This window comes from Pseudomonas sp. TE31087, assembly GCF_057284075.1.
The window spans coordinates 2,005,928-2,027,146 of record NZ_JBXVNN010000001.1 but is presented as its reverse complement, the minus strand read 5'-3'; the positions used below and the strand labels follow the sequence as shown (position 1 = coordinate 2,027,146).

Here is a 21,219-nt window from a genome sequence, read left to right as displayed (position 1 = left end):
CGCAGCTCTCGAATCAAGGAACAACCCGCATGTCCAAGAATGCTTCGCGTATTTCCCGGCGCTCGCTGCTCAAGGCCAGCGCCGCCGGTGCCGCCGTCTCCTCCCTGGGCATGGCCGCCAGCGCCCGGGCGGCCACGCCACAATCCCCGCAGTGGCACGAGGAGTTCGATGTCATCGTCGTCGGCAGTGGTGCCGCCGGTGTCAGCGCCGCACTGTTTGCCCATGAGGCCGGTGCCAAGGTCGTGGTGCTGGAGAAAGCTCCGTTCTTCGGTGGCACCTCGGCCAAGTCGGGCGGCGCCTACTGGATTCCCGACAACTTCCACATGAAGGCCAAGGGACTTGCGGACAGCGAGGCCGCCTGCCTGGCCTACATGGCCCGCTACAGCTACCCCCAGCTGTTCAACCCGGATCACCCCACCCTGGGCATCCCGCAAGCCACGTATGAGCTGATGCGCACCTTCTATCGCGAAGCGTCGCCGACCATCGACAAGCTCGCGCAGATGAATGCGCTGCAGTCGATGCGTTACTCGATCTTCCCGGACGATGTGCCTGACCAGCCCGACTACGGTGACGTCATCGCCGGCTCGGTTGGCCTGCGCGGCCGGGCGCTGGGGCCGAAACAGCCGGACAACAGTCTCGGCCTGGGAGCGGAGCTCATGCGCCAACTGCGTGGCGCGCTCGACAGCCGCGCAATCCCGGTGCGCCTGGCCAGCAGCGCCGAACGCCTGCTGACCAACGCCCGTGGCGAAGTCATTGGCCTGCAGGTGTCCACCCTGGACGACAACGACGAGCCACGCCAGGTGCTGCTGCGCGCGCGCCGAGGGGTCGTCTTCGGTACGGGCGGCTATACCGCCAACCGCCAGTTGCGCGCCCAGTATCAGGTCAACCCGGTGTTCGGTGGCTGCGGCATCCCCACCTGCACGGGCGATTTCATCCGCATCGGCGGTGCCATCGGTGCACAGCTGGGCAACATGGGTGGCGCCTGGCGTGCCCAGACCCTGCTCGAGGAAGCCATCGCCTTCCCCAGCGTACCTCGGGAAATCTGGGTACCGCCAGGCGACAGCATGATCCTGGTCAACCGCTACGGGCGTCGCGTGGTCAACGAGAAGCGCAACTACCATGACCGCTCAAAGGTGCATTTCACCTGGGACCCGAGCACAGCCAGCTATCCCAACCTGCTGATGTTCATGGTCTACGACCAGCGCACGGCCGACCTGTTTGCCGGTCATCCCCCCATTCCGGCGCCGGGTACCACCGAGCGTTATGTGCTGCGCGGCGAGACTTTCGCCGAGCTGGCCAAGGCCCTCGATGAACGCCTGGCCTCGCTGGCCAGTCACACTGGTGGCTTGCGCCTGGACCCGGGCTTCGCCACGCAGATGAAGGAGACCTTGGCGCGTTTCAACCGCTTCGCCGAGAGCGGCAGCGACGAGGACCACCAGCGCGGCAAGTTCGCCTACGACCGCGACTACATGTATTTCTACCCCAGCCCCCCGCGCAAGGACCCGCGCCACCCGGCCAACGAAAAGGAAAACTTCACCATGTTTCCGCTGGCGGGCAAGGGGCCGTACTACGCGATCATCATGTGCCCGGTGACGCTGGATACCAATGGCGGTCCGGTAATCGACAGCCATGGCCGTGTGCTCGGCTACGATGACCAGCCCATCCCTGGCCTGTATGGTGCCGGCAACTGCATCGCCAGCCCCGCCCACGATACCTACTGGGCGGCGGGGGCGACCCTTGGCACGGCCATGACGTTCGGTCGCCTGGCCGGCGACCACGCGGCCCGCGAACCGATCAGGGAGGCATGAATGGACGGCATCGGCGTTTGCGCGCGGCGTTGGCGCGTGGCATGGCTGTGTGCACTGGTGACGTCTGCCTCGCCGGTGCTGGCCGACGAGGTGCCGAGTTTCAGGAAGACTATCCAGCCCATGCTCGACACCTATTGCGTGTCTTGCCATCTGCAGGGTTCGGCCCCGGAAGATCTGGTGTTGCAGCGCGGTAGCGCCTATCGGCAGCTGGTGGGCATCGCTTCGGTACAAAGCACGCTCAAGCGTGTCGTGCCCGGCGATCCGCAGGCCAGCTATCTGCTGCACAAACTCACAGGCGACCAGTTGTCGGTGGGGGGCAAGGGTGTGGCGATGCCTTTCGGCCAGGCGCAAGCCGACACCCAGCTGATACAGGCCGTGCAGGCCTGGATCGCCAGTGGCGCACCGAACAACTGAGAGCGCTGGCGCTCATGGACAGCCTGGGCGTGCCTCATCGCGGGGCCAGCCCAGGCTGCTGGCATCATGAGCGCATGGGCGGCAGTTCGCGTTCGAAAGGCAGATCCGGGCCTGCCCGTGAGCAGGTGATCGCGGCGGCACGGATCGCGTAGGCGAGGATTGCATCAATGGTTTCATGGGGGAGCTTCGCCACACCGGCCGGGCTGTCTGCACCGAGGCGAGCCAGGTGGGCGAGCACGGCGGCTTGGAAGGTGTCACCGGCGCCAACGGTGTCGTGTACCGGCAATGAGGTATCCGCCGGGCGCTGCCATGAACCCTGTGCGCAATGCACACTGGCACCGTCAGCACCGTGAGTGACAAAAACCAACCGGCAGCGTTCGTTAAGCCAGCCTCGCGCCACATCACGAGTCTCCCGCCCCGGATAGAGCAAGGCGATGTCTTCCTCACTGGCCTTGATCACATGCGCATGGCCGGCAAAAGCCTCCACCTGCCGCCGCCACAGCGCTACATCCGGCTGCGGATCAAGCCGCACATTCGGATCCAGGCTGATCAGCCGCCGGTCCCGCTCGCGCTCTACCAGCGTCATCAGGGTATCGGCCACGGGCTTCACCACCAGGGTGTAGGAGCCCACATGCAACCCCCGCACACGCTCATCCAGCTCCGGCAGATGCGCCAGGGTCACCTGCCGGTCCGCACACCCTTCACCGCGAAACTGATACTGCGCCGAGCCATTGGCATCCAGCCCGACCATGGCCAGGGTGGTCGGCGCATCGCTGGTCACCACGTAGCGGCAGTCCACCCGTTCCTCGTCCAGCACCCGGCGTAGCCGGGCACCGAGGTAGTCGCTGGACAACCCGCCAAACAACGCCGACGCCACGCCCAACCGGCGCAGGCCGACGGCCACGTTGAACGGCGATCCGCCGGCAATCGCGGTAAACCCCAGCTCGCTGCTGCGGCTGCTGTTTTCCAGGCTGAAGACATCGAACAGGGCCTCGCCACACACCAGGTACATGCAGTTCTCCAGAACGAAAGATTAGGGAAGGATACCCGCACTCAGCGCGCAGGCAGTTGCTCCCGGTAGCGTTGATAAGCGACCTCGTACTCGGCCTGTTGCGCCGGGCGGGGCAGGGTTCGGGTGCTTTCGTCGGGGGCGACGCAGCGTTTGCACAGGGTTTCGAGGCTGTCGCCCTGGCCCAGTTGGCGACCGAGGCTCCAGGCAGCCTGGATCGCGGCGCCCAGGGCGGCGGCTTCGGTCTGTTGGGGGCATACCACCGGCAGGCCGAGCAGGTCGGCCAGTATCTGGCGCCACAGCGGGCTTTTCGCCGCGCCGCCGACCAGGCGGATTTCGCTGCCTGGCAGGCCGCTGGCGCGCAGCAGGTCGAGGCCATGGCGCAGGCTGAAGCAGATGCCTTCGAGCACGGCACGGCAGAGGTTGGCGCGGGTCAGGTTGGCGCTGGTCATGCCGTGCAGGCTGGCGGTTGCTTCGGGCAACGCGGGCACGCGCTCGCCGTCGAAGAAGGGCAGCATCAGCAGGCCGTCGGCGCCGATCGGGGCTTGGGCGGCGAGCTCAGTGAAATGGTCGAGGTCGAGCTCCAGCAAGTCGCGCACCAGGGCGCAGGCGCTGGTGAGGTTCATGGTGCAGATCAACGGCAGCCAGCCGCCGCTGGAGGCGCAGAAGGTCGTGACTTCGCCCTGGGCGCTGACGTGGGGCTGGTCGGCGTAGGCGGCCAGGGTGCCGGAGGTGCCGAGGCTCAGGGTGATCATGCCGGGGGCGATATTGCCGGTGCCGATGGCGCCGAGCATGTTGTCGCCGCCGCCCGTGGCCACCCAGGTCTGTGGGCTCAGGCCGAGTGCAGTGGCGATCTGTTCGCGCAGGATGCCGATGCAATCGCCGGATTCGACCAACTCAGGCAGCGCCGCCAAAAGACGCTCGCCCGGCTCGATGTGCTGAAGGACATCGGGCGCCCAGGTCCGTCGGCGCACATCGTAATAGCCGGTGCCGGAGGCGTCGCCGGGCTCCGTGCAGGCGCGACCAGTGAGCCAGTAGTTCAGGTAGTCGTGGGGCAGCAGGACTTGGGCGAGGCGGGCGAACAGCTCGGGATGTTGGCGCTTGGTCCACAGCAACTTGGACAGGGTATAGCCCGGCGCGATCACCAGCCCGAGGTGTTCGAGCGAGCCTAGGGCGCCGCCGAGGGCATCGAGCAGTGCCTGGTTCTCGGGCGCGCTCTCGGTGTCGCACCAGAGCTTGGCTGGGCGCAGCACCTGGCCTTGAGCGTCGAGCATCACCAGGCCGTGCTGCTGGCCGGACACTGCCAGTGCGCGGATCGCCTGGCCATCCACACCGGCTTCTCGCAAGGCAGCGGACACCGCCGCACGCAGGGCCTCCAGCCAGTCGGCGGGGGCCTGCTCGCGCCTGCCATCGCGGCCTTGGGGCGGCGCATGGGCGGCGCTGCCCAGTCCGAGCACCTGGCCGTTGCCGGCGTCCAGCACCAGGGCCTTGGTACCCTGGGTGCCGCAGTCGATGCCGAGGAACAATCCGTCCATTTCGAAACACTCCGTGTCAGTCGCCGAGGACCTGGCGCAGGGTTTCACTCACGCCGACTTCGCGCAAGCTGTCGTACAGGCGCTCGAAGGCGCTGACAAAAGCCTTGGACGCAGGGATGGCGCTACCGAAGATCGCCTCGTCGCCCAGTACCCGGGCGGCCAGGCCGTCGCGCTGCACCACCCGGGCCTGGCAGTCGGCGGCGCGGGGGTCGGGGATGCTGTAGCGGGTGCCGTGCTCGTCTTCGCCGCGCAGGTACAGGGCCCAGGCGGCCACCACCAGGGCCACGCGCTCCAGCGGCTTGCCGTCGGCGATCAGGCGGTTGGCGGTAGGCACGATGAACTTGGGGAACTTCGACGAGCCGTCGGAGCACACGCGCTCCAGCTGGTCGGCGATGGCGCGGTTGGCGAAGCGTTCGCCGAGGCTTTGCTTGTAGCGCTCAAGATCAATGCCGGGCACCGGGGCCAGTTGCGGGGTTACGTCCTGGTCCATGAAGGCGTGCATGTAGCGGCGCAGCAGCGGGTCGGCGAGGGTTTCGTGGACGAAGCGGTAACCCTGCAGGAAGCCCAGGTAGGTGAGGGCCAGGTGGCTGCCGTTGAGCAGCTTGATTTTCATTTCTTCATAGGGCGTGACGTCGCGGGTGAACTGCACGCCGACCTTTTCCCAGGCCGGGCGGCCGGCGACGAAGTTGTCTTCCACCACCCATTGCAAAAACGGCTCGCACACCACCGGCCAGGCATCGTCGACGCCGTGGCGCTCACGCAGTTGCTGGCGGTGGGCGGGGCTGGTCATCGGGGTGATGCGGTCGACCATGGCGTTGGGGAAGCTGACGTGGCTGGCGATCCAGTCGGCCAGGTCGGGGTCGAGGCGTTGGGCGAAGGCCAGCAAGGCCTTGCGGGCGACGTCGCCGTTGTGCGGGAGGTTGTCGCAGGACATCACGGTGAACGGGCCGGTGCCGGTTTCGCGGCGGCGGCGCAGGGCTTCGCAGAGGTAGCCGAAGACGCTTTGCGGGGTTTGTGGGTTGGCCAGGTCATGTTGGATCTGCGGCAGGTCGGCGCGGAACTCGCCGGTGCTGTCGTCGATGCAGTAGCCGCCTTCGGTGATGGTCAGCGAGACGATGCGGATGCCGGGTTCGGCCAGTTTGGCGAGCAGCGGTTCGGCGCCGTCCTCGGCCAGCAGCATGCCGTTGATGGCGGCGATTGCGCGTACCTTGGTGTCGGGCTGGTCGCCCAGTTCGAACAGGGTGTAGAGGTGGTCCTGGCCGGCCAGGGCGTCGCGCATGGCGCGGTCTTCACTGCGCAAACCGACGCCGCAGATGGCCCAGTCAAGGCCTTCGCCGCAGTTCATCAGGGCGTCGGTGTAGGCGGCCTGGTGGGCGCGGTGGAAGCCGCCGACGCCGATGTGGGCGATGCCCTGGCGCAGTTGGGTTGGGTCGTAGCTGGGGCGGGCGACGGAGGGGGGGAGGTGGTTGAGGTTGGGGTGGTTGAGTTTCATGTTGGGGGCATTCCTTATCGAGGTCATGTTGGATCGCGTGATGGCGGCGAGGTGCTTGGCGGGAGCCTTGTGGCGTTCTTGAGATCGAGCGCCGCCCGCGCGGCGCTCGATCTCATAGGCGCCACAACCCTCTCGGCGAACACCTCAGGCCACCTGCCGCAATCGCTTGTCGATCGCCTGCCCATTGCTATCAAACAAATGGCAATGGCCCGGATCAAAGCCCAGCTCCAACCCCTCACCAAACCCCGGCGCAAAGTCCCCGCGCACCCGCACGGTAAGCATCTCCCCGGAGGCCGCGCGCACATGGCAATAACTGTCGCTGCCCAGTCGTTCGCTGACATCGGCAGTCACCTGCAACGAGCCTTGGATACCTTGCCCGGCGCGATCAATGTTCAGATGCTCGGGACGAATCCCCAGGGTCACCTGGCTACCGGTATGCAACTCCCCCGCACACAACGGCAGGGCGATGCGAGCGCCGCACTCCAGCGCGACCTCGCACTGGTTGCCCTGATTACGGCTCAGGTGTCCACGCAAGAAGCCCATCTTCGGCGTCCCCAGAAACCCCGCGACAAACAGATTGGCCGGATGGTGGTACAGCTCCAGCGGCGAGCCGACCTGCTCGATGCGCCCGCCGTTGAGCACCACCACCTTGTCGGCCAGGGTCATGGCCTCGACCTGGTCATGGGTCACGTAGATCATGGTCGCGGCCAGCTCCTGATGCAGCCGCGCCAGTTCCAGGCGCATCTGCACGCGCAGGGCGGCGTCGAGGTTGGACAATGGCTCGTCGAACAGGAAGATCTTCGGATTGCGCACGATCGCCCGGCCGATCGCCACCCGCTGGCGCTGGCCGCCGGAGAGCTGGCGGGGCTTGCGTTCGAGCAGCGGTTGCAGTTCGAGGATACGCGCGGCGTTGTCGACCTTGGCTGTCACCTCTTGCTTGCCGACCCCGGCCAGGTCCAGGGCGAACGACAGGTTCTTGCGCACGGTCATGTGCGGATACAGGGCGTAGGTCTGGAACACCATGGCCAGGTCGCGCTTGGCCGGGGCGGTGTCGGTGATGTCGGCGCCGTCGAGGGTGATGCTGCCGCTGCTGACCTCCTCGAGGCCGGCGATCAGGCGCAGCAGGGTGGACTTGCCGCAGCCGGAGGGGCCGACGAACACCACGAACTCGCGGTCGCGCACGTCCAGGTCAATGCCCTTGATGATGGCGTGGCCATCGAAGCCTTTGTGCAGGTTGCGGATTTTCAGGTCAGCCATGGGGGGTGTCCTTGTCAGAGCCGTGGAAAGGGAGGCGTGGAAAGGGGCTGGCGTGGAAAGGGCTGGCGTAGGAGCGGGCTTGCCCCGCGATGCAGGCGGCGCGGTGGATGGCACCGGCGTAGCCGGTGATCGCGGGGCAAGCCCCGCTCCCACGCCATACGCAAAATCAGGGGCCTCGGGATCATTTGACAGCCCCAAACGAAAGCCCGCGCACCAACTGCTTCTGGCTGATCCAGCCAAAGATCAGGATCGGCGCGCAGGCCAGGGTCGAGACGGCCGAGAGCTTGGCCCAGAACAGCCCTTCAGGGCTCGAATAGGAAGCCACCAGCGCCGTCAACGGCGCGGCGGCGGACGAGGTCAGGTTCAGCGACCAGAACGCCTCGTTCCAGCACAAAATCAGCGACAGCAGCAAGGTCGAAGCCAGCCCGCCGCGGGCAATCGGCAGCAGCACGCGGACGATCTCCTGCCAGGTGCCGGCGCCATCCAGCCGCGCGGCCTCGAGGATGTCCACGGGGATGTCCTTGAAGTAGGTGTACACCATCCACACCACGATCGGCAGGTTGATCAGGGTGTAGACGATGATCAGCGCCAGGCGCGAATCCAGCAGGCCGAACTGCTTGGCCAGCAGGTAGATCGGCATCAAGACGCCCACCGGCGGCAGCATCTTGGTCGACAGCATCCACAGCAGCGTGCGCTTGGTGTGGCGGGTCTCGAAGAAGGCCATCGAGTAGGCCGCAGGCACCGCGATCAGCATGCATAGCAAGGTGGCGGAGAACGAAATCAGCACCGAGTTCCAGGCGTAGGCGAAGTAGTCGCTGCGCTCGTTGATGTGCAGGTAGTTCTCCAGCGTCGGCGCAAAGATGAACTGCGGCGGCGTGGCGAAGGCGTCCAGCTCGGTCTTGAAGCTGGTCAGCAACATCCAGAAGATCGGGAAGAAGATCACCAGGGCGATGGCCCAGCACAGCAGGCCGAGCAGCGCGTTCTTCAAGGTGCGGGTTTGCTTGAGTGTCAGCATGGCGGGCTCCTCAGCTGCGCGCGGTGAGGTTCTTGCCGATCATGCGAACCAGCACGATGGCGGCGATATTGGCGATCAGCACGGCGATCAGGCCACCGGCCGAGGCCATGCCGACGTCGAACTGCAGCAGCGCCTGGTTGTAGATCAGGTAGGCGAGGTTGGTGGACGCGTATCCGGGGCCGCCGCTGGTGGTGGTGAAGATCTCGGCGAACACCGACAGCAGGAAGATGGTCTCGATCATCACCACCACGGCGATCGGCCGGGCCAGGTGCGGCAGGGTCAGGTGCCAGAAGATCGCCAAGGGGCCTGCGCCATCCAGGCGCGCGGCTTCCTTCTGTTCCTGGTCCAGCGACTGCATGGCGGTCATCAGGATCAGGATGGCGAACGGCAGCCACTGCCACGACACGATCAGGATGATCGACAGCAGCGGGTAGTGCGCCAGCCAGTCCACCGGTTGCGCGCCGAACAGGCGCCACACGGCGGCGAGGATGCCCGACACCGGGTGGAAGATCAGGTTCTTCCACAGCAGCGCGCTGACCGTGGGCATGATGAAGAACGGCGAGATCAGCAGCACCCGCACCACGCCGCGGCCCCAGAACTCGCCGGCCTCCAGCAGCGCGGCGATCAGCACGCCGAGCACCACGCTGATCGCCAGCACGCTGCCGACCAGGGTCAGGGTGTTGAGGGCGCCGGGCATGAAGCCGGCGTCGGTGACGAAGAAGGCGAAGTTCTCAAGGCCCACGAACTGGTTTTCGCCCGGGTACAGCAGGTTGTAGCGGATCAGCGAGAAATACAGGGTCATGCCCAGGGGCACGATCATCCACAACAGCAGCAGCGCCACCGAAGGGCTGACCAGGAACCAGCCGGGGCCGACGCGGCGTTTGCCGGGGCGCGCGGTGGCGAGGCTCGGGGTGTCGAGGGCCGAGGTATTCATGGCGACTCCGTGTGCTTCGGAAAGGGGCGGTCACCGCGCCGCAGGCTGGCGCGGTCTACGGCGGTGCGAGCTACTTGGGGTAACCGGCGCGTTTCATCTCGCGTTCGGTGGACTGCTGGGCCGAGGCCAGCACCTGGTCTACTTTCATCTGCCCGGTGAGCGCGGCGGCGAACAGCTTGCCGACCTGGGTGCCGATGGCCTGGAACTCGGGGATGGTCACCAGCTGGATGCCCACGTAAGGCACGGGCTTGAGGGTGGGGTGGTTGGGGTCGACGCGCTTGAGCGATTCCAGCGTGACCTTGGCGAACGGCGCGGCGGCCAGGTACGCGTCGCTGTAGGTCGAGGCGCGGGTGCCCGGTGGCACGTTGGCCACGCCTTCCTGCTCGGCCACCAGCTTGCCGTAGGCCTCGGAGGTGGCCCAGGTGGCGAAGGTCCTGGCGGCGTCCTTGGCCTTGGAGCTGGTGGGGATCGCCAGCGCCCAGGAATACAGCCAGGTGGCGCCCTTGTCGGTGACTTCCTTGGGCGCGAAGGTGAAGCCGACCTGGTCGGCGACCTTGCTCTGGGTCTTGTCGGTGACGAACGAGCCAGCGACGCTGGCATCGACCCACATCGCGCACTTGCCGCTGTTGAACAGCGCGAGGTTTTCGTTGAAGCCGTTGCTGGAGGCGCCGGGCGGGCCGTATTGCTTGAGGGTGTTCACATAGAAATTCAGCGCGTTCTTCCACTCGCTGCCGCTGAACTCGGGCTGCCATTGCTCATTGAACCAGCGCGCGCCGAAGGCGTTGGCCACGGTGCCGATCAGCGCCATGTTTTCGCCCCAGCCGGCCTTGCCGCGCAGGCAGATGCCGTACTGGCCCTGGTCGGGGTGGTTGAGCTTGGCGGCGAACTCGCCGAGCTGGGTCCAGGTGGGTTGCTCGGGCATGCTCAGCCCGGCTTTTTCGAACAGGTCCTTGCGGTAGTAGGTGATCGAGGCTTCGGCGTAGAAGGGCAGGGCGTACAGCGTGCCGTTGGCCGACAGGCCGTTGCGCACCGAGGGGAATACATCCTCGAGGTTGTAGTCGGCGGGCAGGTCGGTCATTGGTGCCAGCCAGCCCTTGGCGCCCCACAGCGCGGCTTCGTACATGCCGATGGTCAGCACGTCGAACTGGCCGCCCTGGGTGGCGATATCGGTGGTCAGGCGCTGGCGCAGCACGTTCTCTTCGAGCACCACCCACTTGAGCTGGATGTCCGGGTGCTGCTGCTCGAACACCTTGGCCAGGCGCTGCATGCGGATCATGTCGTTGTTGTTGACCGTGGCGATGGTCAGGGTCTCGGCGGCCTGGACGTGCAGCGGCAGGCTGAGGCAGGCGGCGGCCAGGCAGGCCTTGATCGAGTCGTTCATCGGTGAACTCCCTCGGGGATGACGTTATTGTTTTTGTGTCGCTCGCTGCCGATTACACCGTTGTGTGACGACGCCGACAAAGCCTCGCCTGCACCTCGACTGATACTTTTTTGCTGTGACTTGGCGGATCTGCATTCCCCTGTAGGAGCGGCCTTGTGTCGCGAAAGGGCCGCGCAGCGGCCCCGGCGATTTATGCGTTAGCGCCGAAACCCTGGGGCCGCTGCGCGCCCCTTTCGCGACACAAGGCCGCTCCTACAAGAGATTGCGTACGACGTTCAGCCCCGGTTCTGCTCGGTCAGCCGCTGGGTCACCAGGCTGCGGTAGTCCGAAGGTGTCATGCCCTTGAGCTGCAAAAACCGCCGGTTGAAGTTCGACAGGTTGCTGAACCCCGACTCGAAGCACACCTCGGTCACCGGCAGCTCGCCCTTGGCCAGCAGCTCGCACGACTTGCTCACCCGCAGCCGGTTGACGAACTCGACGAAGCCGCGCCCGGCGGCCTGCTTGAAGAACCGCGAGAAGTACGTCGGCGTCATCCCCAGGTGCTCGGCCACCGCGTTCTGGCTCAGGTCCTGGGCGTAGTGCTGGAAGATGTAGTCAACCGCCCGGTTGATGCGCTCGACATTGTGCTCGTCGGCCAGCTGCGAGGAGGTGACGGTGGACAGCAGTTGGTAGTCGTCACAGGCGGCCAGCTGCTCCATGAGGATAAAAAAGTATCCCAGGCGGGTCATGCCGCGGCTGTCGGCGATGCGTTGCAGCAGCTGGCGGCTCTCCTGGATCAGCGCCGGGTCGCGGAACTCGATGCCATAGCGCGCCCGGGCCAGCAGCGGGGCAAGCTGGGTGAGCTCGGAGAACACCTGGCCGCCGTCCTCGAGCACCTCGTCGGTGAAGTTGACCAGCATGTCGCGCTTGCCCACCACTTCGTCGGGGCCGACCTGGCTGATCCAGTTGTGCGGCAGGTTGGGGCCGGTGAGAAACAGCGTGTCGGGGGCGAAGTTGCCGATATAGTCGCCGATGAACACCTTGCCGGCGCTGGCGACGATCAGGTGCAGTTCGTATTCCTTGTGAAAGTGCCAGCGCACCAGCGGGCTGGGGAAGCCGTGCTGGCGGTAGATCAGCGAGGCGCCTTCGTGGTCGTCCATCAGCTCGTAGGACGGATCGGTGACTTTGCTCGGTCTGGGCATGGCGGTGGCTGGGCCTGGAGGGCGAGGTGTCATCGTAGCCTGAAGTGCTGGAGCAGGGCAGATGCTTGAAGCGGGCTCCACGCGATGCCGACCAACGTGGCCCTTGTGGGGGCGGCGGTGCGTCGATGCGACTTGCCCCGCTATGGGCTTAAGCCGACAACATCTGCAGAGAATATTGCAGGTCCTACAGCTTTTCTTCCGTTGTTTATGTAGTCCTTTTCCTAAAGGCACCTTTTCCCCTCGGTGCCCGTTGTAGTGGATTGGCGCTCGCTTTAGTCTCGGCCTGCTCGTCGCGCTTCACCCTCCGGGGTCGACCGGGCCACTGGGCAGCTTACCGCGCAGGGATCGCGCGGTTTGGTCTGGCGGCTCCGAGGGATGAACCGCGACGGGCTCTTTCTTTTTCCAGGGGGCAAGGTCATGGACAAGGACGAACACGCAAAGGGCACCGCAGATCTGAAGATCGTCAGCCTGGCAGGCCGCACCAAGCGCTACTCGGTGCGTGACTGGGTACAGGCGATCCCGGGGTTGCCGACCGAGGACGTGCTGCAGGAAACAACGATCATCCTGGGCTGCATCACCGGGCTGACCTACCAGGCGTTGAGCCAGCCGAAAGACGCACAGACGCTGATGCGGGCGACGTACTACCTCAGCGGCATGGCCAAGGCGATGATCGATGGGCAGTTGCCGGTGAAGCGGGAGCAAGGCGACAGCTGAACTGTCGGCACCAAGGCAAGGGCCGCTTTCGAGCAATCGAAAGCGGCTTTTTTGTCGCTGATTTCGTCAGGCAGCATGGCCGAGGATGGCAGCACAGCAAGCCAGATTCAGTTGCTCATGGGGCCAGAGTATCCGGGGCAGGGCAAACCCGCTCGCACATTGCGGGAGCGGGTTTGCTCCGGCGTCAGATGTAGATGAACACCAGCACCAGCGCCGCGACCACCGCCCACTTCTCCAGGTAGTAGCGGGTGCGGTTACGCTTCTTCATCGCCTTGCCGCGCTCGCGGATCTTGTAGATGCGCGTGAACAGGCGGTTGATGCCGCCGGTCTTGTCGCTGGCATCGTTGGGCGCGGCGGCGGCGGCCATGACGTTGCGGCTGAACCAGCGGTTGAACGCCGCGGCCCAGCGGTACTTGAGCGGGCGCTCAACGTCGCAGAACAGGATGATGCGGTTGTGCTCGGTGGTGTTGGCGGCGTAGTGGATGTAGGTCTCGTCGAACACCACGCCCTCGCCGTCACGCCAGGAGTACTTTTCACCGTCCACGTCGATGTAGCAGCCATCGTCGTTGGGCGTGTCCAGGCCCAGGTGGTAGCGGTAGGAACCGGCGTACGGGTCACGGTGGCGCACCAGCTTGGCGCCTGGCGGCAGGGTGGCGAACATCGCCGCCTTGACCGTGCCGATGCCGGCGAGCAGTTCGGTGGTGCGCGGGCACAGGGTCATCGCCGACGGGTGGCTCTCGCCGTACCATTTCAGGTAGAAGCGCTTCCAGCCGGTCTTGAAGAACGAGTTGAAACCGACGTCGTCGTAGTTGTCGGACTTCTTGATCTCGCCGGCCTGCAACAGCTGCTGGCCTTCCTTGCGGATCTCCTGCCAGTGGTCCTGCAGCACCTGCAGCTCGGGGAAGGCGCTGACCGGCAGGTACGGCTTGGCCGGATGCTTGGAGAACAGGTACAGGAAGGCGTTGACCGGGGCCAGGAAGCTGGAATGATCGCCCAGCTGGCGGGTCAGCTTGTGACGAACCCGACCGCGCAGGTGAACATAGGCGATCGAGAGGACGAAGATCAGTACGAGTGCAATTTTCATGGACGTTTACTTGTCGAAAAATGGCCATGCGCCATGGCGTAAGCCCGCCAGCATAAACAATCGTGGCGCGGGTTTGTACTTATTGTTACGTCTTGTCTGACCGACTTAGGTGCAATGGCTGACAGGTTGCGCAAACGATTCAACAGCTTGCGTCGCCGTTACGACTGGGTAAAGCACTACACTCGATGGCTCGAACCGCTGTCAGGGAGATTCACATGGTCCAGGATCCGCGCCCCAGTGGCGCGCCGTTCAAACGGCTGTTCTTCGCCTTGCCGGTCAGCGACCAACAATGCCGTGCCCTGGCGCAGTGGCGTCGAGGGCTGAACCTGCGCAGCGGCAAACCGGTGCCCGCGGAGAATTTCCACGTCACCTTGTTGTTCCTCGGTGACGTGGACGCCGAGCAGGTGCCGGCGATCTGCGCGGCGGTCGATCAGCTCAGGCGGCCGGTCGCACTACCACGCTTGCTGCTCGACCGCCTGCAGGTCTGGCCGCGGGCCGGTGCGCTGGTGCTGGAGGCGCAGCAGACGCCTGCGGCGCTGCTGCAGCTGGTGTATGGCCTGCAGCAGGCACTGTTGCCCCTGGGTGTGGAGGTGGCAAACCGTGAGTACCGCCCGCACCTGACCCTGGCCAGGGACTTTCGTGGCCAGCCGCCGGAGGCCGGCACGGCACCGGAATTCTTCCTTGCCGCGCGGCACTTCACGCTCTACGAATCGCGCAAGGGCCGTTACTGGCCCTTGGCGCAATGGCCGTTGAGCGCGTGAGCGGCGATCAGAACTCAGGCGTGTACTTGACCGAGAACATCAGGTTGCGCGGCTCGCCGAAGTTGTTGCTGCCGTTGAGCTGGTTGAAGCCTGCCACCCAGTACTTCTTGTCGAACAGGTTGTAGGCGTTGACCGCCAGGCTTACCTCCGGTGTCAGCTGGTAGGCCAGGCGGGCATTCCACACGGTGTAGCCGGGTACCTCATAGGTGCGCTCGTAACCCAGGGTGTGGCTCTGGCTGGTAAAGCCCAGCCCGGTGCTCCAGCGCTGGCCGTCCACGGGCAAGGTGTAGTCGGCCCAGGCGCGCAGCATGTGCTTGGGGGTCCATTGGCTGAACACCCGTCCCTCGTTTTCCGGATCGTCGAGGAACTTGGTGGTGTTGTAGGTGTAGCCGGCGAACAGTTGCAGGCCGCTGAGCACCTCGCCGCTGACCTCGGCTTCGATCCCCTGGCTGCGCACCTTGCCCGCGGCATTGGAGCAATACCAGCCGTCACAGGCAAAACCTGAGGCGGTGTCGGTGACGGCGCGGTTCTCCTGGTCATAGCGGAACACTGCCAGCGAGGCATTGACGCGGCCATCGAGAAGCTCGCCCTTGAAGCCGGTTTCGTAGTTGCTGCCGATCACAGGCTTGAGCGGCACATTGCCGACACCGCGTTCGGTCTGCGGGGCGAACACATCGGTGTAGCTGGCGTACCAGGCCCATTCGCGGGTCAGGTCGTAGACGAAGCCGGCGTACGGTGTGACTTCGCCCGACTCGGTCATGCGGCTGGTGGGATTGACCTGGCCCGGGTTGAGCCCCCGATAAGTGGTGCTCGCGTAGCTGTAGTCGTACCAGCTGACGCGCGAGCCGAGAATCAGCGTCAGGCGATCGGTCGGCTTGATGCGCCAGGCGCCATACAGGCCTTTCTGGCGAATGTCGTATCCGCTGTGCTCATGGCGACCGGTGGGCGCGGCGAGCAGCTCGTCGCGACTGGGCTCGGGGCGGTCATGGTCAATGTCGAAGATGTTGTCGTTGCCGCCAAAGGTGCGCCAGTACTCATCATCTGAGGTCAGCTTGGAGTAGTTGCCGCCCACGGTTACCTCATGCGCCACCGCACCGGTATCGAAGTGGCCGACCAGGTTCATGTCCAGGCCCAGCTTGGTGTTGTGGAAATCGGTGATCCAGTTGGCGTACTCGACGCCGCTGCCGTCCGCTTCCAGGCCTTCGCCGACGGTCTGGGTGCGCTGGTGGATGGAGGTGTTGGTCTCGTCCATGCGCACGGCGGCGGCCTTGAACGTCCAGTCGTCGTCGAAGCGGTGCTCAAGATCGAGGTAGTAGGTGGTGACATCGGTTTGCGCACGGTTCCAGCGCGCACCGGTGAAGGTCGAGCGGGGCAGGTCGACCGCCTTGCCAGTGGCATAGCGGGGGATACCACGCAGCATCGGCCGCGACTGCTGGCGGTTGTAGCTGATGCCGGCGCCGACGGTGGTGTCGTCGCTCAGGTCGATATCCAGCGCTCCGTACAGGGAGTGCGACTTGCTCCAGGCATAGTCGATGAAGCTGTCGCTCTGGTCCTCGTCGGCGACCATCCGCCCGCGTACCCGGCCATCGGCGGTCAGCGGGCCGCCGGCGTCCAGTTGCAGGCCATAGTGGTCCCAGGAACCGGCCTTGCCGGTGACGGTGACGGTCGGTGCGGCCTGGCCACGCTTGCGCACCAGGTTGATCGCGCCGCCCGGGCTGCCGGTGCCTTGCAGCAGGCCGGAGGCGCCGCGCAGGATTTCAACCCGGTCGAAGAACACCAGGTCCTGGGTCGCCCAGTTGCCCAGCGAGTAGTTGTTGCGCGGGATCGGCACGCCGTCGTACTGCCAGTCGTCGATCTGGAAGCCTCGCGAGGTCACCACCACGCCAGGGCCGATGCCCTGGGCGCCGACCAGGCCGGTGGTGTGGTTGAGCGCATCCTGCAGGTCGGTGAAGCCCTGGTCGTCCAGCTGCTTGCGGGTGATCACCGTCACCGACTGGGGGATCTCCTTGAGGGTGTGCACGCCCTTGCCCAGGGTCACCGCCCGCGCCGCGTAGGAGCCACTGCCTTCGCTGGTGGCGTCCAGGTAGTTGTCGGTGATGCTGGTGCTGCCCAGCTCCAGCGCCTCACCGCCCTGGCTGACGGGGGCCACGCTGAAGTGGCCGCTGCCGGTGATGCGCAATTGCAGGCCACTGCCGGCCAGCGCGGCCTGCATGGCTTGCTCGGCGCTCATCTGGCCGACCACCGCGGGGGCCTGCTTGCCACGTACCAGCCCAGGTTCCAGGGCGATGATGGTGCCGCTCTGGCTGGCGATGCGGTTGAGGGTGGTTGCCAGGCTCGCGGCGGGCAGGTCGAACGACAGGGTCTGTGCCTGGGCGAACAGGCTGAAGCTGGTCAGGACGGCGGCAATGGGCCAGGGGTTGCGCACGGAAATCTCCCGGATGTTGTGAGTTGTCAGGAGATAGGTGGGCCGAGAAATGAAAACCGGACACCTTTGCGAATGATTTTCAAAAAAAGTTTCACGCAGCCGTTTTTGGGCCGATCAAGGTCAGCCAGGGGCCGAAGTGCTCGATGCTGACCGGCAGGGTTTCGGCCAGTGCCGACAGGGCTTGTTGCGGCTGGTCGAGCGGGAACACGCCCTGTACCCGCAAGTCGCGCACCGCCGGGGCCAGGCGCATGTAGCCGCGCTGGTAGGGGCGCAGGGCGTCGACCACCACATGCAGCGGTTCGTCGAGCACTTCCAGGCGGCCCTCCACCCAGGCCGCGCGCTGTTGTTGCTCGCTGCCCAGGCGCTCGATGCCGTTGCTGCGCAGCAGCGCCGCCTGGCCTTGTTGCAGGTCTTGCCAGCGACCGTCGGGCAAGCTCAGGCGCACGCTGTGTTCGAGCACCACCACGCGGGTGGCGGTGTCTTCCTGGCGGACCAGGAAGCGCGTGCCGAGGGCCTGGACCTGGCCCTGCGCGGTACGCACGCGCAATGGTCGTGCGGCGTCGGCGGCGACCTGGATGACCAGCTCGCCATGGCGCAGCAACACCAGGCGTTGGCGGGCATCGAAACGCAGGTCCACGGCGCTGGCACTGTTGAGGCTCAGCCGGCTGCCGTCGGCCAGGGTGAAGCTGCGCCGCTCGCCGCTGGCGGTGTGCAGGTCGGCCAGCCAGCCCTGGGTGGCGTCGCTGCGCCAGCCACCCCAGAGCGCCCCGCCGAGCAGGCCGAGGCTGGCCAGGGCGCCCAGTACTTCGCGACGTGAATGGCTCGGTTGCAGCAGCACCCGGCGCACCTCGGCGGCCTGCCCGGGGGCCCGTTGTTCGAGGGCGCGCAGGGCCGCGCAGGGTTTGCCCAGACGCTGTTGCAGCCGGTCCCAGGCCTGCTGGTGCGCCGGGTCCTGGCGCAGCCACTGCTCCAGCTGGCGCAACAGCGCATCGTTTGGCGTGCGGGCATTGAGCGCCACCATCCAGTCGATGGCCTGCTCGCCGATCGAGTCCAGGCTGCGGGCGCTCATGGTTGTACTTCGCACAGGTAGCATTGGCGCAGGGCCTGCTTCATGTAGCGGCTGACGGTACGTTCGCAGATCTGCAGGCGGGCGGCGATCTCGACATAGCTCATGCCGTCGAGCTGGCTGTAGAGGAAAGCGGCCTTGACCACGGCCGGCAGGCCGTCGAGCACCTGGTCGATGGTCACCAGCGCTTCGATCAGCAGCAATTGTTCTTCGGCCGATGGGGCGACTTGTTCAGGCAGCAGCGCCAGGCGCTCGAGGTAGGCCAGTTCCAGTTGACGGCGACGGTGGCGGTCGAAGATCAGCCGCCGGGCGATGGTCGACAGGTAGGCGCGAGGTTGCTGGATGCTGTCCGGATCGACCTGGGCACCGAGCATCTGGCAGAACGCCTCGGCGGCGGTGTCCTCGGCGTCTGCGCGGTTGCGCAGGCGTTTGTGGATGTGTTGGAGCAGCCAGCGATGGTGGTCGCTGAAGAAGAAGCCCAGCTTGCGGGTCGAGGTGCTGTCCAACGGTGGCTATCCAGTTGTGAGTGTGAATCGTTCTCAATGGTAGCCGGGAGGTCCGTCGCCTCGCAATGGGGCATGGCACAACAATTCGCGCCGCTGCCTGCGCAGCGGCGCGCGGTACCGCATCAGGCCGCAGCTTCCTGGCCTGCGAACAGGGTCAGCCCCAGTTGGCGGGCTTGCGGCAGGAGGCTGGCGGGAGCTGCGCCTTCACTGTCGGTGAGCAGGGTCGAACTGATGACCCGGGCACCACAGTAGTCGAAGATGCCGTGCTCGATCTGCACGCGCATGGCCTCGCCATAGCCATGGCGCTCGAAGGTGCCGGCGTCGGCGCCGGCCACGCCGACCAGGTGCGCTGTCATCCCGTGCAGCAGCTTGGTGGTGCTGCCGTCGGCGGCCTGGTCGAAGGCCCAGCCGTTGCTGAACACCCGCTCGACCCAGCCCTTGAGCAGGGCCGGCAGCGACCACCAGTAGATGGGGTAGACCATGACCACGGTGTCGGCCCGCTCGATGCGCGCCTGTTCGGCCAGCACATCGGCCGGCGGCTTGCCCAGGCGTCGATGCACGGCGTGATCGGCCAGGCTGAAGCGTGGGTCGAAGCCTTCGCTGGCCAGGTCGGCGAACTCGCTGGTATGGCCGGCCGCGCGCAGGCCTTCGGCGACCTGCTGGGCGAGGGCGTGGGTGAGGGAGTCGGGGTCGTGGTGACCGATGACGATCAGGGCATGCATGGTGGAATCTCCAGAATCAGGATGCAGGGACACCGGGAGCGTTATATACTCGAGGTAAGTTACGCTTAGTAAGTTGCTTTTGGTAGGTAAGCGATGTCGAGCGAGGAAAAGACCGCGCCGCGCAAACGCCTGTCCCGCGAGGAGCGCCGGCGCCAGTTGCTGGATGTGGCCTGGCGGCTGGTACGCGAGGAGGGCACCGATGCCTTGAGTCTGGGGTATCTGGCCGAGCAGGCCGGGGTGACCAAGCCGGTGGTGTACGACCATTTCGAGACCCGCAACGGCTTGTTGCTGGCGCTTTACCAGGAATACGACGCCCGCCAGACCGCCATGCTCGACAAGGCCCTGGTCGGCTGCCCGGCCGGCCTGGCGGAGCGGGCCTGGGTGATTGCCGAGGCCTATGTGGACTGTGTGGCGACCCAGGGCCGGGAGATCCCCGGGGTCAGCGCCGCGCTGGCCGGCTCGCCGGAGCTGGAGGCGCTCAAGCGTGGTTATGACGGGCCGTTCATGGACAAGTGCCGCGAAGCGCTGCTGCCGTTCGCGCCGGGTGGCGATATCGGCGTGGCCGGGCTATGGGTGCTGGTGGGGGCGGCGGATGCGTTGTCCCTGGCGGCGGCGGCCGGGGAGCTGACGGCAGAAGTGGCCAAGCGCGAGCTGCAGGCGACCATTGTGGCGATGGTTTTGCGCCAGTAGGCGATCATCCTGCAAGTGATTTTTGTAGTGGATCGCGTGACCTGCGTGGGAGCGGGCTTGCCCCGCGATGGGGGGGCATGGCACCGGCTGCGCCGGTGATCGCGGGGCAAGCCCGCTCCCACGCATCCTGCTCTTGCAGTCTGCTACGACGGCCCCGGTCAGGCCGGCAGGCTCTGGTACGGCTGCTCTTCCCCCGGACTGCGGGCGAACTGGCGCTTGTACTCGCGGCTGAACTGCGAAGTGCTCTGATAGCCGACCCGATGCGCCACCTGGGCCACGCCCAGCCCTTCGCCGATCAGCATCTGCTGCGCCTTGAGCAGGCGCAGGCGCTTGAGGTACTGCATCGGCGCCAGGTCGGTGCAGCGCTTGAAGTGTTCGTGGAAGGTCGACACGCTCATGTTCGCCCGGCTGGCCAGCTCTTCCACCCCCAGCGGTTCGGCGTAGTGCTCGCGCAGGTAGGCCAGGGCCGCGCCGATCCGGGCGAAATGCCCCTGTTGCTCGACCAGCGCCCGCAGCACGCCGGCCTGTGGCCCGCGCAAGGCGGTATAGAGCACCTCGCGCACCCGCGCCGGCCCCAGCACCTTGGCGTCCAGCGGGTCCTGCAGGCACTGCAGCAGGCGTTCGACGCTGTCGCGCATGGCCGTGTCCAGCACCGCCGAAGTCATCGACTGTGGCGTCTGTGCCTGCACCGCGGCATCCGGCGCCAGGTCCATGCTTTGCACCAGCTCGCCGAGCAGGGCGCGGTCGATGTCCACCGCCACGCCCAGCAGCGGCGCCTGGGGCGTGGCGAAGGTCTCGCACATGAACGGCACCGACAGCGCCTGCACCAGGTAATGCCCGGCACCGTACTCCAACGTGCGTGGTCCCAGGCGCGCCAGTTTGCTGCCCTGGGCGAGGATGATCAGGCTGGGTTCGTAGATCTGCGGGGTGCTGGCCACGTAGTGGTCCCAGGTCAGGACCTGGACTTGGGGCAGCGCGGTGGGCACGAACCCCGGGCCTGTGGCGAGGGCGCGAATCAGTGAGCAGAGCGTGGCATTGGCATCCACATGGTGAGTCAGGTGCATGGTGAACCCGGGCAGAGAATCGGACACTGGCATCTTCGCAGATTCGCGGGGTCATGCCAGAGGTTGGTAGCAAGGTCCGGAGAATCAGGCATGCATACTGGAGAATCGGCGGTGGGCGAGGCTGGTCCCGGCGCGCAGAATGCGTCGCCTGAATCGTTTCA

General features: G+C 66.0%; 19 protein-coding genes. 5 read left to right on the top strand and 14 right to left on the bottom strand.

Features of this window, described 5'->3' with window-relative positions; genetic code table 11:
* Positions 1 to 29: 29 nt before the first annotated feature.
* Positions 30 to 1,808 (top strand): FAD-dependent oxidoreductase, encoded by a 1,779-nt coding sequence (locus ACZ899_RS09040; protein WP_232857127.1) that lies wholly within the window; start codon positions 30 to 32, stop codon positions 1,806 to 1,808.
* Positions 1,809 to 2,222, top strand: a complete 414-nt coding sequence (locus tag ACZ899_RS09035) for a hypothetical protein (protein ID WP_232857126.1) — start codon at positions 1,809 to 1,811, stop codon at positions 2,220 to 2,222.
* Between the two features lie 64 nt (positions 2,223 to 2,286).
* Here ACZ899_RS09035 and ACZ899_RS09030 read toward each other — a convergent pair whose 3' ends face one another.
* From ACZ899_RS09030 to ACZ899_RS08995, 8 genes are all read right to left on the bottom strand, one after another.
* Entirely contained in the window at positions 2,287 to 3,234 is a 948-nt protein-coding gene (locus ACZ899_RS09030; RefSeq protein WP_234561357.1) for a carbohydrate kinase family protein, read from the bottom strand.
* Positions 3,235 to 3,275: 41 nt separating this feature from the next.
* A complete protein-coding gene (gene xylB / locus ACZ899_RS09025) occupies positions 3,276 to 4,766 on the bottom strand; it encodes a xylulokinase (protein ID WP_234561358.1) in 1,491 nt (496 codons plus the stop codon).
* A gap of 16 nt (positions 4,767 to 4,782) precedes the next feature.
* Entirely contained in the window at positions 4,783 to 6,258 is a 1,476-nt protein-coding gene (locus tag ACZ899_RS09020; RefSeq protein ID WP_234561359.1) for a mannitol dehydrogenase family protein, read from the bottom strand.
* A 144-nt stretch (positions 6,259 to 6,402) separates the two neighbouring features.
* The gene (locus tag ACZ899_RS09015) at positions 6,403 to 7,515 is read right to left on the bottom strand and encodes an ABC transporter ATP-binding protein (protein WP_234561360.1); all 1,113 of its coding nucleotides are present in this window, start codon (positions 7,513 to 7,515) and stop codon (positions 6,403 to 6,405) included.
* Positions 7,516 to 7,696: 181 nt separating this feature from the next.
* Entirely contained in the window at positions 7,697 to 8,530 is an 834-nt protein-coding gene (locus ACZ899_RS09010; RefSeq protein ID WP_011533227.1) for a carbohydrate ABC transporter permease, read from the bottom strand.
* A 10-nt stretch (positions 8,531 to 8,540) separates the two neighbouring features.
* Complete coding sequence (locus ACZ899_RS09005) at positions 8,541 to 9,464, bottom strand: carbohydrate ABC transporter permease (RefSeq protein WP_203647207.1); 924 nt, start codon at positions 9,462 to 9,464, stop codon at positions 8,541 to 8,543.
* A 70-nt stretch (positions 9,465 to 9,534) separates the two neighbouring features.
* Positions 9,535 to 10,845: an ABC transporter substrate-binding protein gene (locus tag ACZ899_RS09000; RefSeq protein ID WP_234561361.1), complete on the bottom strand. Its 1,311-nt coding sequence runs from the start codon at positions 10,843 to 10,845 to the stop codon at positions 9,535 to 9,537.
* 275 nt (positions 10,846 to 11,120) lie between these two features.
* Positions 11,121 to 12,026 (bottom strand): AraC family transcriptional regulator, encoded by a 906-nt coding sequence (locus ACZ899_RS08995; protein WP_232857120.1) that lies wholly within the window; start codon positions 12,024 to 12,026, stop codon positions 11,121 to 11,123.
* A 417-nt stretch (positions 12,027 to 12,443) separates the two neighbouring features.
* Between ACZ899_RS08995 and ACZ899_RS08990 the strand changes: the two genes are divergently transcribed.
* Positions 12,444 to 12,740: a DUF3077 domain-containing protein gene (locus ACZ899_RS08990; RefSeq protein ID WP_203647204.1), complete on the top strand. Its 297-nt coding sequence runs from the start codon at positions 12,444 to 12,446 to the stop codon at positions 12,738 to 12,740.
* 184 nt (positions 12,741 to 12,924) lie between these two features.
* On the opposite strand, the gene lpxO is transcribed toward ACZ899_RS08990, so the two are convergent.
* Complete coding sequence (gene lpxO / locus ACZ899_RS08985) at positions 12,925 to 13,824, bottom strand: lipid A hydroxylase LpxO (protein WP_028691801.1); 900 nt, start codon at positions 13,822 to 13,824, stop codon at positions 12,925 to 12,927.
* A gap of 215 nt (positions 13,825 to 14,039) precedes the next feature.
* Between lpxO and thpR the strand changes: the two genes are divergently transcribed.
* Entirely contained in the window at positions 14,040 to 14,585 is a 546-nt protein-coding gene (thpR, locus tag ACZ899_RS08980; protein ID WP_234561362.1) for an RNA 2',3'-cyclic phosphodiesterase, read from the top strand.
* A 7-nt stretch (positions 14,586 to 14,592) separates the two neighbouring features.
* Here the strand turns inward: thpR and ACZ899_RS08975 are convergent, their stop codons facing one another.
* The 4 genes from ACZ899_RS08975 to ACZ899_RS08960 form a co-directional block, all read right to left on the bottom strand.
* Positions 14,593 to 17,010, bottom strand: a complete 2,418-nt coding sequence (locus tag ACZ899_RS08975; protein WP_234561363.1) for a TonB-dependent siderophore receptor — start codon at positions 17,008 to 17,010, stop codon at positions 14,593 to 14,595.
* 91 nt (positions 17,011 to 17,101) lie between these two features.
* Complete coding sequence (locus ACZ899_RS08970) at positions 17,102 to 18,079, bottom strand: FecR family protein (RefSeq protein ID WP_234561364.1); 978 nt, start codon at positions 18,077 to 18,079, stop codon at positions 17,102 to 17,104.
* Positions 18,076 to 18,582 carry a sigma-70 family RNA polymerase sigma factor gene (locus ACZ899_RS08965; protein ID WP_084941537.1) on the bottom strand — a complete coding sequence of 169 codons (507 nt, stop codon included), beginning with the start codon at positions 18,580 to 18,582 and terminating at the stop codon, positions 18,076 to 18,078. Before ACZ899_RS08965 ends, ACZ899_RS08970 begins: the two co-directional genes overlap by 4 nt.
* Before the next feature lie 122 nt (positions 18,583 to 18,704).
* Entirely contained in the window at positions 18,705 to 19,304 is a 600-nt protein-coding gene (locus ACZ899_RS08960; RefSeq protein WP_234561365.1) for an NAD(P)H-dependent oxidoreductase, read from the bottom strand.
* 93 nt (positions 19,305 to 19,397) lie between these two features.
* Here ACZ899_RS08960 and ACZ899_RS08955 point away from each other — a divergent pair, with 93 nt between their 5' ends.
* Positions 19,398 to 19,994 carry a TetR/AcrR family transcriptional regulator gene (locus ACZ899_RS08955; RefSeq protein WP_234561366.1) on the top strand — a complete coding sequence of 199 codons (597 nt, stop codon included), beginning with the start codon at positions 19,398 to 19,400 and terminating at the stop codon, positions 19,992 to 19,994.
* Between the two features lie 158 nt (positions 19,995 to 20,152).
* Here the strand turns inward: ACZ899_RS08955 and ACZ899_RS08950 are convergent, their stop codons facing one another.
* On the bottom strand, positions 20,153 to 21,058 hold the full coding sequence (locus ACZ899_RS08950) for an AraC family transcriptional regulator (RefSeq protein ID WP_234561377.1): 906 nt from the start codon (positions 21,056 to 21,058) through the stop codon (positions 20,153 to 20,155).
* Positions 21,059 to 21,219: the final 161 nt, after the last annotated feature.

Coding starts and splice junctions, on each gene's coding strand:
- ACZ899_RS09040 (WP_232857127.1), top strand. CDS start 30: ATGTCCAAGAATGCTTCGCGTATTTCCCGGCGCTCGCTGCTCAAGGCC.
- ACZ899_RS09035 (WP_232857126.1), top strand. CDS start 1,809: ATGGACGGCATCGGCGTTTGCGCGCGGCGTTGGCGCGTGGCATGGCTG.
- ACZ899_RS09030 (WP_234561357.1), bottom strand. CDS start 3,234: ATGTACCTGGTGTGTGGCGAGGCCCTGTTCGATGTCTTCAGCCTGGAA.
- xylB (WP_234561358.1), bottom strand. CDS start 4,766: ATGGACGGATTGTTCCTCGGCATCGACTGCGGCACCCAGGGTACCAAG.
- ACZ899_RS09020 (WP_234561359.1), bottom strand. CDS start 6,258: ATGAAACTCAACCACCCCAACCTCAACCACCTCCCCCCCTCCGTCGCC.
- ACZ899_RS09015 (WP_234561360.1), bottom strand. CDS start 7,515: ATGGCTGACCTGAAAATCCGCAACCTGCACAAAGGCTTCGATGGCCAC.
- ACZ899_RS09010 (WP_011533227.1), bottom strand. CDS start 8,530: ATGCTGACACTCAAGCAAACCCGCACCTTGAAGAACGCGCTGCTCGGC.
- ACZ899_RS09005 (WP_203647207.1), bottom strand. CDS start 9,464: ATGAATACCTCGGCCCTCGACACCCCGAGCCTCGCCACCGCGCGCCCC.
- ACZ899_RS09000 (WP_234561361.1), bottom strand. CDS start 10,845: ATGAACGACTCGATCAAGGCCTGCCTGGCCGCCGCCTGCCTCAGCCTG.
- ACZ899_RS08995 (WP_232857120.1), bottom strand. CDS start 12,026: ATGCCCAGACCGAGCAAAGTCACCGATCCGTCCTACGAGCTGATGGAC.
- ACZ899_RS08990 (WP_203647204.1), top strand. CDS start 12,444: ATGGACAAGGACGAACACGCAAAGGGCACCGCAGATCTGAAGATCGTC.
- lpxO (WP_028691801.1), bottom strand. CDS start 13,824: ATGAAAATTGCACTCGTACTGATCTTCGTCCTCTCGATCGCCTATGTT.
- thpR (WP_234561362.1), top strand. CDS start 14,040: ATGGTCCAGGATCCGCGCCCCAGTGGCGCGCCGTTCAAACGGCTGTTC.
- ACZ899_RS08970 (WP_234561364.1), bottom strand. CDS start 18,079: ATGAGCGCCCGCAGCCTGGACTCGATCGGCGAGCAGGCCATCGACTGG.
- ACZ899_RS08960 (WP_234561365.1), bottom strand. CDS start 19,304: ATGCATGCCCTGATCGTCATCGGTCACCACGACCCCGACTCCCTCACC.
- ACZ899_RS08955 (WP_234561366.1), top strand. CDS start 19,398: ATGTCGAGCGAGGAAAAGACCGCGCCGCGCAAACGCCTGTCCCGCGAG.
- ACZ899_RS08950 (WP_234561377.1), bottom strand. CDS start 21,058: ATGCACCTGACTCACCATGTGGATGCCAATGCCACGCTCTGCTCACTG.